The sequence below is a fragment of the Mycobacterium sp. genome (genome assembly GCF_035697385.1).
GTDB lineage: Bacteria > Actinomycetota > Actinomycetes > Mycobacteriales > Mycobacteriaceae > Mycobacterium.
Genome location: NZ_DASSCY010000285.1, coordinates 14,549 through 30,482, shown reverse-complemented (window position 1 = coordinate 30,482; position 15,934 = coordinate 14,549). Strand labels below are relative to the sequence as shown.

The following is a 15,934-nucleotide window of genomic DNA, read 5'->3' as shown; positions in this document are numbered from 1 at the left end:
AGAGAGCTGTCCACCGTCGGTACGACCGCCGGCGAACCGCCCGGCACTCCTTGCGCGCCCCGAACGATCTCCCCGGTCGCGCTGGCCGTCGGTATGGCCGCGAGAACCGCTAGTGTCCACTGCAACCGTCGCCTGCTGCCGCCGCCCTGCTGCGCCACGTCCCACTCCTTATATACCGATCGGTTTACTTACGTGCGCCGACGCTACACGCCTTGGCGGACGGTGTAAACCCATCGGTATCCTCAAATCATGACCACCCAGCGTGAGACACAGTCCACCACTGGACGCGGCGGCCGTGGCGCACGCCAGCGCATCCTCAACACAGCTATCGAACTGTTCTACCGCGAGGGCATCAACGCCACTGGCGTCGAGCGACTCGCCAGCGAAGCGTCGGTCTCCAAACGAACGCTCTACCAACATTTTCCGAGCAAGACGGCCGTCGTCGAGGAGTACCTGCGGTGCATCCAGCAACAGGTCGAGGACCCGATCCGACCCGGGCCGGACGCCGCGAATCTCACACCCCGCGAGCGCATACTCGCCCTGTTTGAAACCCCGTCGCCGGACGGGCAGATGCGCGGCTGCCCCTTCCACAATGCCGCCGTTGAGGCCGCCGAGATGATGCCGGAAATTCACGACATCGTCCATGAACACAAGCGCAACTACATCAAAGCCTTGATCAAGCTGGCCCGCCAAGCCGGGGCGGCCAACCCCACACTGCTGGGCAACCAACTCGGCCTCCTCTACGAAGGTGCGGCCGCACTGTCGACCTCCCTCGACGACCCCGCCTGCTGGACACATGCGCGTAAGGCGGCCACGGCACTTCTCGACCAAGCAGTGGGGAAATAACGCTCAGAGACCCCTGTTCATATATTTATGCCTAGCTCGACGTGGTCGCCGGACGCCCACGCGGCGTCTCGTGTCGGCGGAATCGTTCGCGGTAGCGCGCGTCTGCGTTTTGCCGAACAGTCCCGGCGAAATCGAGGGCCTCACCGCGCAGGTAGCCGGTGACGCCGAGCGCCGTTACGATCCCGCCGGCGATCCACGCCGTCCACGCAGCACCTCCGAAGAACCCTGCGACCCACGGTGCGAGGAACAATGCAAAGCCCACGGTGGCCAGGGTCAAGAAATCACGCGTGGGATCGGCCGCAAGTAATGACCACACCGCAATCACTGCGGTGAGGACACCCAAGCCAACCGTGATGGCTATCGCGACCGAGGATGAATGCACTACGGCGGCGGCAACGACTACGGTGGCGACTCCAACAACGAGTGCGGCCCAATTGATCCGACCGGCCGTAGCACTGGGTTTGGTGTCGCGGCTCGCGTTCTCGTTGATGCCGTAGACGGTCGGCGGTCTTCCGCCTAGCCAACCGACAGCGCCCAGTGCCATCGCGAGGAATCCCGCGACCCATGCCGTCCATGCGGCTCCGCGATCCGGGGTGAAGCCGTCACCGAGCCACGGCAGCAGGAACATGGACAGACCTGCCACGAAAAGCCCCCAATGAGTTGGGGTTCGGTTCCGCGCTAGCAGCGACAACAATGCGAAGAACGCCATGAAGGCAGCGAACCCGAACGTGAGACCTTCCCCGGCTCGCGTCGATGTCACCGCGATTGATGCTACGACGGCGCCGATGCCTACAACCAGCGCGACCCAGCCGATCCATGGTCTGGTCGAACTCTTCATGAAAATTCCTTATTCTCTGTACCTTTGGCAATGTTCGGTTCACCGGTGTTAAGCAGGCAGCGCCCCGCCATCAGATTCCCACCGCTGCAGGGCGATGGGCGCTAGGCGGCGATCCTCGGTGCTGGCCGCAGCGGTGATCACGGTCCGGGATTCCGGTGTGTTGGCGAAGTTCTCGATGGTTCTGAACATGTGATTCCCTTCGGTCTTGTCGGTCGTTGTTGCGACGAGCGCGTGGGTCATCGCCGATAATCAGGCCCCTAAAGGAGCGCCACGGTTGAGTTGCTATGAAACCTCACGCACCCCAGTGTCTTCGCGCCATATCGTCGACCGACTGGCAATAGTCTGCTGGCCGTCGCGGGTGCGTTCGGTGATCACGGCACGGAGTGATCCGATTTGGGCACGTAGCTCGGCTTCGCGGGCTTCAAGCTCACGGATCCTGTGGTGTGCCTTGATGAGTTGGGCGTTCAGCGCAATGAAAGTGGGAATGGTAGGCGACATGGAGCTTCCTCTTATCCGCCGGTCGGCAGCACGCGCTCGTTCAAGTCCGCGGCATGAAGACCGTATGGCACTGCTTTGAGCAGAGTGACGGGCACGGTGGCGCCAGCCTGGAGTCTGTACGTGCGACGTTCACCGGGGCGGGCTCCTGCGATCGCGGCACCCAAGGGCGATTCGATGGAATAGACGGCCATGTCGGCGTATTCGGCGCCCTGTAGACCCAGTAGGAACGTGTCGGTGTCACCGGTGGCGTCGTATCGTATGGTGACCACCATGCCCGGTTCGGCTATGCCGTCGTTGGGTGGGTCCTCGCCGACGACCGCGTTGATCAGCAGATCATGAATCTGTTGGATCCTTATCTCCCACGCACGTCGGACAGCGGTGGCGTTCTCGTCGGTATCGCCATCGGCGATTCCTGCGGAGAACAGGAAACGTAAAGTGTCCAGCTCCCGATGCAGCCGCTCGTGCGCCTGGGGTGAGATCCATACACGCGAGGCAGTGGGCATGGTCAGTTCCTTTCCGTCGCTGTGCCGTAGGGCACCGCCTTGAGGAGCGTCACGGGCACGTCAGCGCCACTGGGAATGGAGTAAGTGCGCTGTTCGCCCGGGCTCGCTCCTGCGATCGCACTGCCCAGAGGTGATTGCAGCGAGTACACCTCGATGTCCGCGTCCTCGGCACCACGCACACCGAGCAGGAAGGTTTCGGTCTCACCGCTGTCGTCATAGCGAACGGTCAGCACCATTCCGGGCTCAGCGATGCCGTCGTCGGGTGGATCCTCACCGACGACCGCGTGTGTCAACAGGTCCTGAATCTGGCGAATCCGAACTTGTCGTGCCCGGTTGCCTGCGACAAGGCTGTCGTCGAAATGCATTGCGTCGTCGGGTACTTCGACGCCGAGTTGTGAGCGCAGCCCAGCCAGTTCGGCTTGCAGGCGGAGGTAGGCCCTTCGCGTCATCCAGACACGTTCGGTGGTAGTCATTTTGCAGATTCCTTTCATAGAGGAGTTGTCGTCAGGGGCGGGCCGTGGCAGGAGCGCCGCCCCTGACGACTCGCATGCCCGTGACGGGCGCGGTTGTCGGAGGTGTGAAGCGCGGGTCGCCGGTCTACCTACCGGTTCGGCGCAGAGGGTCGAATTCGCGCAGGGCTTCGGGTTGCTTTCCGGTGGTGATCTGCTCGGCCAGAAGCCGTCCGGTCACCGGCCCGTGCGCCAGTCCCCACATGCCGTGCCCACCCGCCACGTACACGCGCCGCGACATTTCACCAATCAAGGGGCGGCCATCGGGGGTGACCGGGCGCGGGCCAACCCATATGTCGCTGCGTTCGGCCCAGCGCACCCCATCCAGCAACGGACTGGCGGAGGCGACGATGGCACCCACCCGTGCCGGCACCGCCGGTGCATGCGGATCGCGGAACTCCATGGTGCCCGAAACACGCAGTGCGCCTTGGTACGGAGTGCACGCCACCCGCACGTCCGGCAAGTAGATGGGACCTGGGATAGGGCGATCGACGGGCACGGTGAAGGAGTAGCCGCGACCGGCTTGCACAGGAACGCGCACCCGACTGCCCGTCAGCCGGGATAACCAAGCGCCGGTGGCGATCACGGCAGCGTCGGCGGTCAACGGCCACTCGCCGCTCTGCGGGTACACCGAGACACCGTTGCCGGAGGACAGCACGTCACTGACTTCCATCGTGCGCATGGTTGCACCTCGCTCGACGACCGCCTGACCAAGTGCTTGCACGAATCGGCCGGGGTCGATGAAGCGCTGCCCGTTGATGTTCAACCCGGCCGTGATCGCGGGCGACGCCAAGGGCACTTGTTCGCGCAGCGCCTCGCCCGATAGCCCGGTGACAGACATTGTCTGCCCGGCGCTTTCGAGCTGTCGAAGCTCCCGCATCATGCGCTCTGCGGCTTCGGTGGTGCGGAACACCGCGGTGATCGGAGCGTCAGTCACCGGCGCGTCGACCCCGTTGGCGACAAGCACGTCGATGGCCTCGATGCATTCCTCGTTGAGCGGCACGTTGGCCCGCACCGCGCGCTTCCACGACGATCGCCGGCAGTTGGCGGCGAACTGGACCAGGAAGGCGCCCAGTGCGGAGTCGGCGGTGAGCGGGATGTGCAGAGGGGCGGCAGGGTCGCTCAGCGCTCGCAGCCCGTAGCGCAGGACCGCCGGAGAGTTCAGGGGCAGGGTTAGCGCCGGCGCGATCCATCCGGCGTTGCCCCAAGAGGCGCCGGCGGCGACGCCGGTGCGGTCCACCACGGTGACGTCGACTCCGCGCTCCTGCAGGAACCATGCGGTCGACAAACCGACGATGCCCGCACCGACGACGATCACTGATCGCGGTCCGCCATCTATGCGCTCGACGCCGACCATCACATACCTCCAGAGTTGAACGTTGGTTGTTACCTCCATCGTGGGCGAGATAGACCGGGAGCGGTTTGCTGAGATTGGACAACCGGACGATGGCTTGTTGTTGCCACCCGACAACGCCGATGGCGACGCGGGACCAAGAGCAGCGATTTCCACGGGTGAATGATGAAGTGGCTGGAGAGCTTTAGGGCTGGTTGGTGGTGCGCCCGCCGCCGTCGCCCACCAGGCTGTCAAGGTCGTGCTGCCATGCGGTGAAGCGGATACGGTCACAAACTGCCCGCGTGATGGCGAAAAGAGTCGCCCCCGCGGCGATCACGGTCACCCAGATCGCCACTGCCGCTACCACCGCATCCACACCGGCGCGGGTTGTTGGAGTCGGTGCAGGCACCGGAGAACCGTTGTGGTCGACCCAGATCTCTATCGAGTCACCAGTTTTGGCTGTCGATGACGCCTTGACCGTGCCCGCGTGTTCGGCGCCGGCCATTGACCATCGCGCTGGTGCGGTGAACGTGATGGTCCGCAAGACTTGTTGGGAGGCAGGGTCGCCGGTGACTGTTGCGGGCAAGGAGCGGCGATTCTGGGCCTGCTCAGCGTAGAGCTGGCGGTTGGCGTAATAGACCGCCGTGCCGACGGCAGCGGCGATCGGCGCGCACAGCAGCGAGACCGCGACAGCCAACACCAACATCAGCGCCTCGACCCGATCGCTGGTGCGTACCAGTGGATCACGGCCCAACAGGCGCAGCAGAAGCGGCCACCGGGGCAGGCGCACGGTGAAAGTGTCCATCACGGCCTCCTCCGCCCGCCGGCGCGCGGATCCGCGGTGATCATGCGGCTCCTGCGGGATCACGGAAATCCCCTGTCGGCGAGTCGACGCCGGGGCGATTTCACCCGCTCCATCACCCACCTCCGCGCCTTGATCATCGGTTGTCTCCATGATGATGTGGATTGCTCCTGCGGGGTTTGCCAAACCCAGACAACGGGGACGCAACGCTTTGTCGCGTACCGACAGCGCGCGTCCTCTTTTGCGCACAGCAGGTCGATGACCGGCGGTCAGAAGTAGCGCAACCACACGTACACCCACGCCAGGGTGGCGCTCCACAGAGTGACCACCACGCCGTACTTGGTGAACTTCCAGAAGGTGATGGGGTGACCGGCCCGTTGTGCGATGCCGATTGCGACAACGTTGGCACTGGCGGCGATTGCGGTGCCATTCCCGCCGAAGCACGCGCCGAGGGCAAACGCCCACCACAGCGCCCGCCCGGTCTCGGCGTCGGGTGTTTGAGCCGCCATTCCTTCCACGACCGGCGCCATGGTCGCGGTGTAGGGGATGTTGTCGATGAACGCGCCGAGGATGGCGGACCCGAAGATCAGCGCGGTGGCCGCCAAAAACCAGTTGTCGCCGAATGCCGTTGCGGCCGCGGTGCCGAGAGTTTCGATGACACCGGTATGCGCCAGTCCGGCGACCATGACGAACAGCCCCATGAAGAACACCAGCGTCGGCCATTCCACCTCGGGCAGTACGTCACTGACGTCGATGTCGGTCGCCAGCAGCATCGCTCCCGCGCCGACCAGCGCGACGATCGAGGGTGCGACGTGCAGCACGGAGTGCAGCCCGAATCCGACGATGACGAGGGCCAGTACGGACAGCGCCCGGATCAACAGCCGAGTGTCTTTGATGGCTCGTCGTTCCTGTAATGCCATCACCTGTTGGAGGTTGACGTCGTCGGCACGCAGATCCTTGTGGAACAGAGCTCTGGTGAGCACCACGAACAGTGCAAAAATCACGACCACCGCGGGCGCCATATGAACCAGAAAGTCGTTGAATGTCAGCCCTGCTCGGCTACCGATGATGATGTTGGGCGGGTCGCCGATCAGCGTGGCGGCGCCGCCGATGTTGGACGCCAGCACCTCGGCGATGAGATAGGGCTGAGGGGCGATCCGCAGGCGGTCGCACACCACCAGGGTGACGGGAGCGACCAGCATGATGATGGTGACGTTGTCGAGCACCGGTGAGGCGATGGCGGTGATCAGCATCAGCATGACCATCAGCCGGAACGGCTTGCCGCGCGATCGTTTGGCCGCCCAGATCGCCAGGTAGTCGAACACGCCGGTCTGTTTGATCACGCCGACGATGACCATCATGCCCAGCAGCAGGAAGATGACATTCCAGTCGATGCCCTCGTGCTCTGAATAAAACACCCGCTCGCCGGGAATCAGGCCGAGTACCGCCATCATGCCGGCAGCGACCAGGACCGTCTTGACCTTGTTCGCGCGCTCGGTGGCGATGAACCAGAAGGCGACGACGAAGATCGCCAGTGCGAGCACGGGAGCCATTGGTTGTCCAGCCGCCGCCACCGGGGCCGGGATCAGTCACCGGGCCCGGCAACCGCCAAACTGGTCAAGAGCCGCTCCAGCGTCACCGCACCGGTCAATCTGCCGGTGTTGTCGACGACGGCGATCAGCGGACTGTGCTTTTTCGCCATGACGGTCGCGATCTCGAGCAAGGTCGCGTCCGGTGACACGGTGGCAGGCTTGGCCACCGGATCGGGCAGACAATCACCGACGGTGAGGCTGCCTGCTTCGCGCCAGAACAGGTCTGCCGAAACCTCGTCGACGGTCCGTACCAGCGCGGGATCGTCTTGGTAGGACCCGGGAATCGCCAGGCGCAACACCTGTGTACCCGGCAAGACCGCGATCGGGCGATCCTCGTCGTCGACGACGATCAACCCGGGCAGCCGGTTCACCACCACCACCTGTACCGCCTTGGCCACCGGATCATCGGTGCGAACCGTGGGCGGGGTCACCGCGATCTCGTGTGCTTGCATGGCTTCGTTCCGTTGCACGCTAGCTGTATTGGTCATAGTGTCCTCGTTCCCCGATCAGTTCGCGCATGCGTCGTTCAAGTGCGAGGAGGCGATCGGTAATCGGTTGGTTGTGCAGGATCTCGGCGACCTGGTCGGCCTCGTCGGGCTCCAGCAGGATCGCTTGCGCGGGCACATCGGGATCGCTTTCTTCGTAGGTGAACAGATGCCGCGTGTTGTCGGCGTCGACCAGCAGACCGAACCGCCCCCCGCGACGGGGCACGATGTGGTGCAGTACGCCATTGCCGGCCACCGTTGTCCGATCGATGCGCATCGACGCTCCTCCCGGCGAGTGACGCCCAGTCTGCGCGGCAGGGCGACCGGCCACCATGGGGTCTGACACCCATTCACGCGGGGATACGTCGTGTATGGACAACCCCAACCACACGGCTCACGCTGGAGGTATGAACCGTCGTGGACGGGTCGTGGAGCGATTCCGGCGCCGTGCGCGCACCCCTGCGGCCGCACTGTTTCGGCGGGTATTTGTGATCAACGGGCTGGTCTTCGCCCTCGGCACCCTGGTCCTTGCTCTGTCGCCAGCGACCGTGTCGGCGCGCATCAGGGTGACCGAAATCCCGGTGCTTGTCGTGGGGCTGGCGGTGATTCTCACTGCCAACGCCCTGCTGCTGCGGTCGAGCCTGGCGCCGCTGGACCAACTAGCCAGCACGATGCGGCGGGTCGATCCGCCGCGGCGCAGTGACCGTATCGACGACCGCCACAACGGCGACCTGCATCACCTCATCGCGTCGTTCAACGCCATGCTTGACCGGCTGGAAGCCGAGCGAACCTCGGCGAGCGCGTCAGCGCTCGCGGGGCAAGAAGGCGAGCGCCAACGCATTGCGCGTGAACTGCACGATGAAATCGGGCAGAGCCTCACCGTGGCCCTGCTCGCCCTCAAACGTGTCGTCGACAGGGCACCAGCCGAACTGCGCGCCGATCTTCACGACACCCAGGAAACGGTGCGTGCCAGTCTCGATGAAGTACGCGGCATCGCTCGCCGACTGCGCCCCGACACCCTCGAGGACCTCGGACTACACAGCGCGCTAAACGCGCTGTGCAACGAGTTCACTCACGGCACTGGGATCGTCGTCACCAAACACATCGTTCCTCAACTCGCCCGCCTGAATCCCGAGACCGAATTGGTCTGCTATCGCGTCGCGCAAGAAAGTCTGACCAACATCGCGCGTCACGCCCGGGCTCAGAAGGTGTGGCTGGATCTACATGCCAGCGCCGAACAACTCAGCCTGCGCGTGGCCGATGACGGGATTGGCGGGGTGGTCATCGACGGCGCTGGAATCAAGGGCATGCGCGAGCGCGCCTTGCTCGTCAACGCCGATCTCACCATCACATCGCCCAGTGGTCGGGGAACCGAAGTGCGGTTGACCATCCCGCTACGCATGCAGCAGGGCCCGTGATGGTTGGAGACCCGGCCCGAATTCTGCTCGCCGACGATCACGCGCTCGTTCGCAGCGGGCTGCGAATGATTCTCGACGCCGAGCCGGACCTTCAGGTGGTGGCCGAGGCCTCCAACGGATACGAAGCGCTCGCGGCACTCGACCACACGCCTGCAGACCTAGCCATCCTTGACATCGCCATGCCGCGAATGACCGGGCTTCAAGCCGCGCGCGAGATCAACAGAACACACGCCCACGTCCGGATGCTGATCCTGTCAATGTATGACAACGAGCAGTACTTCTTCGAAGCCCTCAAGGCGGGCGCATCCGGTTACGTCCTCAAGTCGGTGGCCGACCGCGACCTGCTCGAAGCATGCCGCGCAACGATGCGTGGCGAGCCATTCCTCTACCCCGGCGCGGTCACCGCCCTGATCCGGGACTATTTGCATCGCGCCAAACACGGAGAAGCGTTGCCGGACAACATCCTCACGCCGCGCGAAGAGGAGGTACTGAAGTTGGTCGCCGAAGGCTACTCGACCCGAGAGATCGCGAAAACACTAGGCATCAGCGCCAAAACCGTCGACCGGCATCGCGCCAACATTCTGCAAAAACTAGGGCTGCGGGATCGCCTGGCACTCACCCGCTACGCCATCCGGGCCGGGCTGATCGAACCATGATCGGAATCCCTGACTCAGGCGCCGGATTGGATCAGCCAGAACACTGTCCATTACGTCAGTCGGTGTCGGTGGCAGCGAGTTCGATCATCATCGCCAGCCGCTTTTTCGCATCGTCCAGTTGCAGATTGGCGACCTCGGCCATCTTGCGCAGCCGGTAACGAATGGTGTTCTCGTGCACTCCCAATCGCTCTCCGGCCGCAGTGGGATCGCCCTGACCCTCCAGCCAGGCCCGCAGTGTGATCACGTATTCGGTGGCGTGGGCCAGATCGTGGCGGCGCAGCTCGGCCACCGGCCCCCGGTCCGGGGAGCGGCCTGACCGCGCGGCCGTGCGCAGCCTCTGCAGCAGGATGTCGTCCCAGGACTCGTCGTAGGCCGGAGGCGTGGCGCCGCGGGGCCACATCTCGTGTAGCGCCAGACACTCGTCGGCCTCTTGTCGTGCCGCCACGAGGTCAGCGACCACGGCAGCCCCGCTGATGCCGGCCAACAGTGTCACCCGCTCAGGTAACGCCGCTTTCAGACCGGTGACCCACTTGCGAGCCGCCGCCGATGGCTCGCCGGGCAGCAGGGTGTAGACCGTGTTGCCGGCCAGGGCGCTGCGGCCCGGCCGTGACCAGCCGAACCCAGTGGTGGCGCGCTCAAACGCCAACAGCAGGGATGCGTCGCGTTCAGTGCCGATGAACGCCTGCACCGCGATGACCCGCAACAGGCTGTGCGGTAGGCCGAGGCGGCTGGCCGCGGTGGCGGCATCGGCGGTGCCTTCCAGCAGCCGAATCACCAGTTCCGATTCGACCTGACGTTCCAGGTCGGCGCTGGCACGGGAGCGCAACAGGTGCAAGGCCACCGTGCGGGCGCCGTCCGCCAACGCGGTGAGCGCGGACCCGTCTAACGGCACCCCACACTCAACCCACACGGATCCCATGAGCTCTCGTCCGGTGCGCACCGCCACTACCATGCGTCCAGTCATCCCACACTCGGTGTCCTCGGTGACAAACAGGGGCTCGTCGGAGGCCGCCAGATGCGTGTACACGCCACGGGCGTCGAAGAATGCGCGCAACTGCTCCGGTGCCTGTCGCTCAAGGATCGTCGCCACGCGCGCCGGGTCGGCGTGTTGGTGCAGCCTGGAATACGCCAGCACGCGCGAGAGCCGGTCCTCGATGATGACCGCGCCGCCGATGGCCTCGGCCAAACTGTCGGCTAATGCGAACAGATCCGTTGGACCACGGCCGGATTCGGTTTCGCGGCCTTCCATCACCAATCCGTAGATGACTGCGGCCAATTCACTCCAGGACACCGCCGGGTCCACCACCATCACCGCGACGCCCTCGTCCGCGCCACCGAACGTGGTGTCGTCATCGCCGCCGCGGATCAGCACCACAACCGCGTGTGCCGAGGCTGCCCAGCGCACCGCTTCTTTGACTGAGCGGGCACCGATACCGAGCAACACGTCACCGACGACTGTGCGATCGTCGGCCACCTCATGCATGACGACGCTTCGCAACTCCGCTGACCGCGGTATCGGACAGAAACGCAAGCGGACGCCGTAGCCCCCCAGCACATTGACCAGCCGGTCTAACGTGACCACTCGCCGCTCCTACCTAACCGATCACCAAGCCTAACCAGCTACCCCGCGTCTCAACTGGCGATGAAGACCCTCGGCTATGCGGCGGAATCTGGGCCTGCCTTCGGGCGCCGACGCCAGGCCGGGTCGTACACCGAGGCAAGTCCGGCCAGTGTCAGCGCGGCCAGCAGCAGCCCGAAATCACGCAACGCCACGTCATAGAAGCCGGGGTAGCTCAGCAGGTTGACGATGATGCCCGCGAGCCACGCGGCGACGATGTATGCGGCATATCGCGGCTTGATCGCCACGGCAATGCCCGCGACTATTTCGATCACCCCGACAACCAGCATCACCTGGTGCGCGCTGATCGGACTCATGTCGACAATCCACGGGGCCAGGTAGGTCTCCCAGTTGGTGAGCTTGTTGGTGAACTTGTCGAGGCCGAACACGATCGGTAGCACCGTGAACCCGATCCGCAACGCCAGGAACGCCGCGTAGGCCGGGTCGGAGCGTGCTCGTCGCAGCACCTCGGAACGGGTGTGGACGGATGAGGAAGGTAGTGCTGAGGCGGTCATCTCAATCCCCTTTCTAAGACCAATCAGAACTGTTTTTAGAGTCGTCCTACGCTCTGCTATTTGTCAATACTTTTTGGTGTTAGATTTGGGTCATGTCGCTTGACCGACCAGGTGTGCTGGCGGCGTTGACCGGTCTGAGTCACCTCGAAGACCCGTTGCGGCGGAAGTTGTACGAGTACGTGACCGAAAACGACGGACCGGTTTCGCGGGAGCAGGCGGCGGCCGCGGCGTCGATCGGACGCACCCTGGCCGCGTACCACTTGGACAAGTTGGCCGACGCGGGCCTGCTGGCCGTCAGCTATCAACGCCCGGCGGGTCGTGGGGGTCCCGGCGCCGGTCGCCCGGCGAAGCTCTACACCCGAGCCGCCCAAGAGATCACCGTCAGCGTCCCGCCAAGGGACTACGAACTACTCGCCCGGTTGCTCGTCGCATCCGTCGAGCACGACACCAGCGGAACAGTGCAACAGGCCGTGAACGACGCCGCGCACGAGGCGGGCCGGCGCGTCGGTGCTGAAACCGGGGGAAACGTGGTGACAGCGCTGCGCAACTGCGGCTACCTACCCCAGGCGGACGACGCCGGCCGCATCAAACTCCGGAATTGCCCGTTTCACTTGGTCGCCCAGGACCACCGAGATGTGGTGTGCGGACTGAATCTGCGCCTCGTCGAGGGGGTCATCGCCGGTTGTGGCCACCCGCGAGCGCACGCGGAACTCGAGCCCGATACCGACCGATGCTGCGTAGTGGTGCACGACGCCTGATCTCGGAAGACCTCGGATATTCTCGATGCCATGACATGGCGATGTTGATTTAGACGCCCCAAGGGCAGCACGACTTATCGACGCCTAGCCGGCACCCTGTACGCGTATTCGTTTCTCGACGACTTCGTCCTGCTGTATCCGGTCTACACGCTGTTGTTCGGCGACACCGGGCTGTCCGTGTGGAAGATCTCGTCGCTGTTCGTCATCTGGTCGGTCTCCAGCATGGCCTTCGAGGTGCCCTCCGGCGCATTGGCCGACGCCACCTCGCGTCGCGGGCTCCTGATCACCGGCCCGCTGCTGACGGCGGTCGCATTCGCGCTGTGGGTGACGTTTCCGGGCTACTGGATGTTCGCGTTGGGCTTCCTGCTGTGGGGCCTGAAGACCGCTTTGACCTCTGGCGCGCTCGAGGCACTGGTCTATGACGAGCTGGCGCAGATCGGCGCGACCGGGAAGTACTCGGCCCTGATGGGCCGCGGGAAGGTGGCCGGCGTGCTGGCGGCCATGCTCGCCGGAGTCGTCGCTTCTCCCCTGCTGTCTGTCGGCGGGTTCGTCGCCGTCGGGGCTGCGAGCGCCGGACTGAGCCTGCTGTCCGCGGTGATTGCAACCCTGTTCCCGGAGAACAGAATTCGGCTTCCCGGCGAGGACATCGAACCCGGATGGACCAGCGCCCTTGCGGCCGGTGTGGCCGAAGCGCGACGGTCGCGGCGGATCCGTTCGGCGGTCCTGCTGGTGGCGGCCGTGGCATCGGTGTGGGGCGCGCTCGACGAGTACACCCCGCTGCTGCTGGCCAGCACTGGCGCAACCGACAGCGACGTCGCGCTGCTGATGGTCGTCGTCTGGGCAGGCGCGGCAGCGGGAGGGCTGCTCGCTGGCAGGGCCAGCCGGATCGGTACGCTTCGGCTGGGGCTGCTGATCTGTTGCGGCTCCGTACTTTTGGCGGCAGGCGCGCTGGCCGGCCATCCTTCGGGTGTGGTGGCCGTTGCGGCGGCGTTCGGCATCTTCCAGCTCGCCACCGTGGTGGCCGATACGCGCCTGCAGGACAGCATCTCGGGACCGGCCCGCGCGACGGTTACGTCGCTGGCCGGGATGTCGACCGACGTCGCGACTCTGATGGTGTACGGCAGCTACGCGGCCTTGGCTCAGACCGGAGGCCACGGCGGCGCGTTCGCCGTGCTGGCACTGCCCTACCTGGCGGTTTCGGTCATACTCGCGACGAATGGATGGCGTCGCGCAGCCAATCGCGATCGCTGAGGTAACGCTCGGCCAGCCGGGCGGTGGTCGTCGCGTAGCCGTCGGTGAAGGCGATCGCCGCATCGGCGTCGGCGTGTGAGGCCACCCATGCGGTCAGCATGAGCCTACGAAGCATCACCAGAGTTGGGATCATCTCCAGGTGGTCGGCCGGGATGTTGCGCACCGCAAGGTATCCGCGCAGCCAGTCGGCGATCATGACCTCCGCCATCGGGGTGTCTTCGAGGAACGACACCACCGCGGCGAGATCAAACAGGTGCCACGACCAGCCGCAGTCGTCGAAGTCGATGACGGTGATCGGCGACGCCGGATCTGCGGGGTCGACCATCAGGTTAGCCATCCGCAGGTCGGCGTGCACAAGGCCGAAACGGTCAGGGCCGCAGCCGAACTCGGTGAGCCTGCGGCCGACTTCGGTGGCCGCGCGCTCGATGACGTCGGTATCGGGTGCGGTCAGCCCGGGCGCCAGGCGCCAGTTGCCCCACCGCGCCGCCGGGCCGAGCGTCGAGTCGACGTCCCAGCGGAATCGGGTGAAGTACTCGGGCGCGGACCAGCTCTGCACGTGGTCGTGCATCACGGCGGTGATGCGACCCAGCTCGTCGAAGCCGACGGCGTCCGGATTCTCCTCTGCGGTGCAGCCCGCGATGAACGTCACCGCGTCGACGTGCAGCGTGTTGTCCCCGACGGCGGCGGTCACCACATCGCTGCCGTCGCGCGCCCGGATCAGCTCCGGGGTCACCACCGGCGTCTCATCACGCAGCGAGGCCATCCAGCTCAGCTCGGACCTGATCGCCTGCAGCGAGTGGTAGCCGGGCCGGTGCACCCGCAGCACCAGCGGATCAGCGTCGGCCACCAGATAGGTGGCGTTTTCCGACAGGCTCAGCAGGCGCAATGGAGCGTCGCGGTCACGCCCGTAGGCCGGCAGCGCCGCGCGGGCGTAGCTCTCATGATCGGGCGGCAGTCCGGACATCTCACACATTCTGAAGGACGACGCCGGATGCAGCAGACTGAGCCCGGTGAGCTTCTCCAACATCATGGACTCGAACAGCTACACCGCCGACAGTGACGGTGACCCGCTGATCGCGGCCCGTGAGCGTGTACTCGGCCCGGCGAACCGGCTGTTCTACGACCGTCCGGTGCATCTGGTGCGCGGGCAGGGCAGCCACGTGTTCGACGCGGACGGCGTGCGCTACCTGGACGCCTACAACAACGTCGTAAGCGTGGGGCACTGCCACCCGCACGTCACCGATGCGGTGATGCAGCAGATGTCGACGCTGAACACCCACACCCGCTATCTGCACCGCGGCATCGTCGACTACTCCGAGCGGCTGCTGGCGACGATGCCGAATGAGATCGACCAGGTGATGTACGCCTGCACCGGCTCGGAGGTCAACGACCTGGCGTTGCGAGTCGCCGAAATATCCACCGGCGCAACGGGTATCATCGTCACCTGCGACGCCTATCACGGCAACACCGCGGCCGTCACCGCGATCTCGCCATCCCTCGGCGACGCGACGTCGCTGCCTGCACACGTGCGCGTCGTCCCGCCGCCCGACAGCTACCGATTCCCCGACGCGGCAGCGCGCTTCGCCGCCGACGTGGCCCGTGCGGTCGACGAGCTCTGTGGCCAGGGTTACGGGGTCAGTTGCCTGATCGCCGACACCATCTTCGCGTCCGACGGCATCTACCCAGACCCCGCAGTGCTCGCGCCCGCCGTCGACGTCGTGCACCGGCACGGCGGTGTCTTCATCGCCGACGAGGTGCAACCGGGGTTTGGCCGCACCGGCGACTCCATGTGGGGCTTTTCCCGGCACGGTGTCCTCCCCGACCTGGTCACGATGGCCAAGCCGATGGGCAACGGCTTCCCGGTCGCGGCGATGGCTGCGCGTTCGGAGGTGCTGCGCCCGTTCGCCGTGCGCATGCCGTATTTCAATACGTTCGGCGGCAATCCGGTGGCGATGGCTGCTGCGGGCGCGGTGCTCGACGTCATCGAGGACGAGCATCTGCTGGGCAGGGCTGCCGAGGTCGGCGCCCATCTGCGCAAGGAATTGTCCCGCATAGCCGCCCGCGATTCGCGGATCGGCGACGTGCGCGGCGCCGGGCTGTACGTCGGCGTCGAGGTGGTCAGCGACCCCGACACCAAGACACCGGACCGGGCGGGCGCACGCGCACTCGTCAACACGCTGCGCGAACGGCACGTGCTGATCTCTGTCTGTGGACATGATGGGAATGTGCTGAAAATCCGTCCGCCGCTGGTGTTTTCCTCGTCTGACGTCGATTGGTTCTGCACGGAATTCGAGGCGGCGCTTGCCGTTTAA

19 protein-coding genes are annotated in these 15,934 nt (G+C 65.3%); 6 read left to right on the top strand and 13 right to left on the bottom strand.

Annotation, left to right across the window (positions count from 1 at the left end; translation table 11 throughout):
• Positions 1 to 249: 249 nt before the first annotated feature.
• Positions 250 to 846: a TetR/AcrR family transcriptional regulator gene (locus VFH65_RS24530; RefSeq protein WP_353325026.1), complete on the top strand. Its 597-nt coding sequence runs from the start codon at positions 250 to 252 to the stop codon at positions 844 to 846.
• A 31-nt stretch (positions 847 to 877) separates the two neighbouring features.
• Here the strand turns inward: VFH65_RS24530 and VFH65_RS24525 are convergent, their stop codons facing one another.
• The 10 genes from VFH65_RS24525 to VFH65_RS24480 form a co-directional block, all read right to left on the bottom strand.
• A complete protein-coding gene (locus tag VFH65_RS24525; protein WP_353325024.1) occupies positions 878 to 1,684 on the bottom strand; it encodes an SPW repeat domain-containing protein in 807 nt (268 codons plus the stop codon).
• 48 nt (positions 1,685 to 1,732) lie between these two features.
• A complete protein-coding gene (locus VFH65_RS24520; RefSeq protein WP_353325022.1) occupies positions 1,733 to 1,873 on the bottom strand; it encodes a hypothetical protein in 141 nt (46 codons plus the stop codon).
• A gap of 93 nt (positions 1,874 to 1,966) precedes the next feature.
• On the bottom strand, positions 1,967 to 2,182 hold the full coding sequence (locus VFH65_RS24515; RefSeq protein ID WP_353325020.1) for a hypothetical protein: 216 nt from the start codon (positions 2,180 to 2,182) through the stop codon (positions 1,967 to 1,969).
• 11 nt (positions 2,183 to 2,193) lie between these two features.
• On the bottom strand, positions 2,194 to 2,685 hold the full coding sequence (locus VFH65_RS24510) for a GreA/GreB family elongation factor (protein ID WP_353325019.1): 492 nt from the start codon (positions 2,683 to 2,685) through the stop codon (positions 2,194 to 2,196).
• 2 nt (positions 2,686 to 2,687) lie between these two features.
• Positions 2,688 to 3,158 (bottom strand): GreA/GreB family elongation factor, encoded by a 471-nt coding sequence (locus tag VFH65_RS24505; RefSeq protein ID WP_353325017.1) that lies wholly within the window; start codon positions 3,156 to 3,158, stop codon positions 2,688 to 2,690.
• A gap of 124 nt (positions 3,159 to 3,282) precedes the next feature.
• Positions 3,283 to 4,551 carry an NAD(P)/FAD-dependent oxidoreductase gene (locus tag VFH65_RS24500; RefSeq protein ID WP_353325032.1) on the bottom strand — a complete coding sequence of 423 codons (1,269 nt, stop codon included), beginning with the start codon at positions 4,549 to 4,551 and terminating at the stop codon, positions 3,283 to 3,285.
• A gap of 181 nt (positions 4,552 to 4,732) precedes the next feature.
• Complete coding sequence (locus VFH65_RS24495) at positions 4,733 to 5,482, bottom strand: hypothetical protein (protein WP_353325015.1); 750 nt, start codon at positions 5,480 to 5,482, stop codon at positions 4,733 to 4,735.
• A 116-nt stretch (positions 5,483 to 5,598) separates the two neighbouring features.
• The gene (locus VFH65_RS24490) at positions 5,599 to 6,882 is read right to left on the bottom strand and encodes an ArsB/NhaD family transporter (protein WP_353325014.1); all 1,284 of its coding nucleotides are present in this window, start codon (positions 6,880 to 6,882) and stop codon (positions 5,599 to 5,601) included.
• Between the two features lie 32 nt (positions 6,883 to 6,914).
• Complete coding sequence (locus tag VFH65_RS24485) at positions 6,915 to 7,409, bottom strand: CBS domain-containing protein (RefSeq protein WP_353325012.1); 495 nt, start codon at positions 7,407 to 7,409, stop codon at positions 6,915 to 6,917.
• Positions 7,393 to 7,683, bottom strand: a complete 291-nt coding sequence (locus VFH65_RS24480) for a hypothetical protein (protein WP_353325010.1) — start codon at positions 7,681 to 7,683, stop codon at positions 7,393 to 7,395. Before VFH65_RS24480 ends, VFH65_RS24485 begins: the two co-directional genes overlap by 17 nt.
• A 130-nt stretch (positions 7,684 to 7,813) precedes the next feature.
• Between VFH65_RS24480 and VFH65_RS24475 the strand changes: the two genes are divergently transcribed.
• Together VFH65_RS24475 and VFH65_RS24470 are read left to right on the top strand one after the other, a co-directional pair.
• Positions 7,814 to 8,824, top strand: coding sequence for a HAMP domain-containing sensor histidine kinase (locus VFH65_RS24475; RefSeq protein ID WP_353325009.1), 1,011 nt, complete (start codon positions 7,814 to 7,816; stop codon positions 8,822 to 8,824).
• Entirely contained in the window at positions 8,824 to 9,480 is a 657-nt protein-coding gene (locus VFH65_RS24470) for a response regulator transcription factor (protein WP_353325030.1), read from the top strand. Before VFH65_RS24475 ends, VFH65_RS24470 begins: the two co-directional genes overlap by 1 nt.
• Positions 9,481 to 9,535: 55 nt before the next feature.
• Here the strand turns inward: VFH65_RS24470 and VFH65_RS24465 are convergent, their stop codons facing one another.
• Together VFH65_RS24465 and VFH65_RS24460 are read right to left on the bottom strand one after the other, a co-directional pair.
• Positions 9,536 to 11,062 carry a PucR family transcriptional regulator gene (locus tag VFH65_RS24465; RefSeq protein ID WP_353325008.1) on the bottom strand — a complete coding sequence of 509 codons (1,527 nt, stop codon included), beginning with the start codon at positions 11,060 to 11,062 and terminating at the stop codon, positions 9,536 to 9,538.
• A gap of 74 nt (positions 11,063 to 11,136) precedes the next feature.
• A complete protein-coding gene (locus VFH65_RS24460) occupies positions 11,137 to 11,613 on the bottom strand; it encodes a DoxX family protein (protein ID WP_353325006.1) in 477 nt (158 codons plus the stop codon).
• A 92-nt stretch (positions 11,614 to 11,705) separates the two neighbouring features.
• Here VFH65_RS24460 and VFH65_RS24455 point away from each other — a divergent pair, with 92 nt between their 5' ends.
• Together VFH65_RS24455 and VFH65_RS24450 are read left to right on the top strand one after the other, a co-directional pair.
• Positions 11,706 to 12,371 carry a helix-turn-helix transcriptional regulator gene (locus tag VFH65_RS24455; protein WP_353325005.1) on the top strand — a complete coding sequence of 222 codons (666 nt, stop codon included), beginning with the start codon at positions 11,706 to 11,708 and terminating at the stop codon, positions 12,369 to 12,371.
• A gap of 96 nt (positions 12,372 to 12,467) precedes the next feature.
• On the top strand, positions 12,468 to 13,622 hold the full coding sequence (locus VFH65_RS24450; protein WP_353325028.1) for an MFS transporter: 1,155 nt from the start codon (positions 12,468 to 12,470) through the stop codon (positions 13,620 to 13,622).
• Here VFH65_RS24450 and VFH65_RS24445 read toward each other — a convergent pair.
• Entirely contained in the window at positions 13,573 to 14,586 is a 1,014-nt protein-coding gene (locus VFH65_RS24445; RefSeq protein ID WP_353325003.1) for a phosphotransferase enzyme family protein, read from the bottom strand. The two genes, VFH65_RS24450 and VFH65_RS24445, sit on opposite strands and share 50 nt — an antisense overlap.
• A gap of 46 nt (positions 14,587 to 14,632) precedes the next feature.
• Between VFH65_RS24445 and VFH65_RS24440 the strand changes: the two genes are divergently transcribed.
• Entirely contained in the window at positions 14,633 to 15,934 is a 1,302-nt protein-coding gene (locus VFH65_RS24440) for an aspartate aminotransferase family protein (RefSeq protein WP_353325001.1), read from the top strand.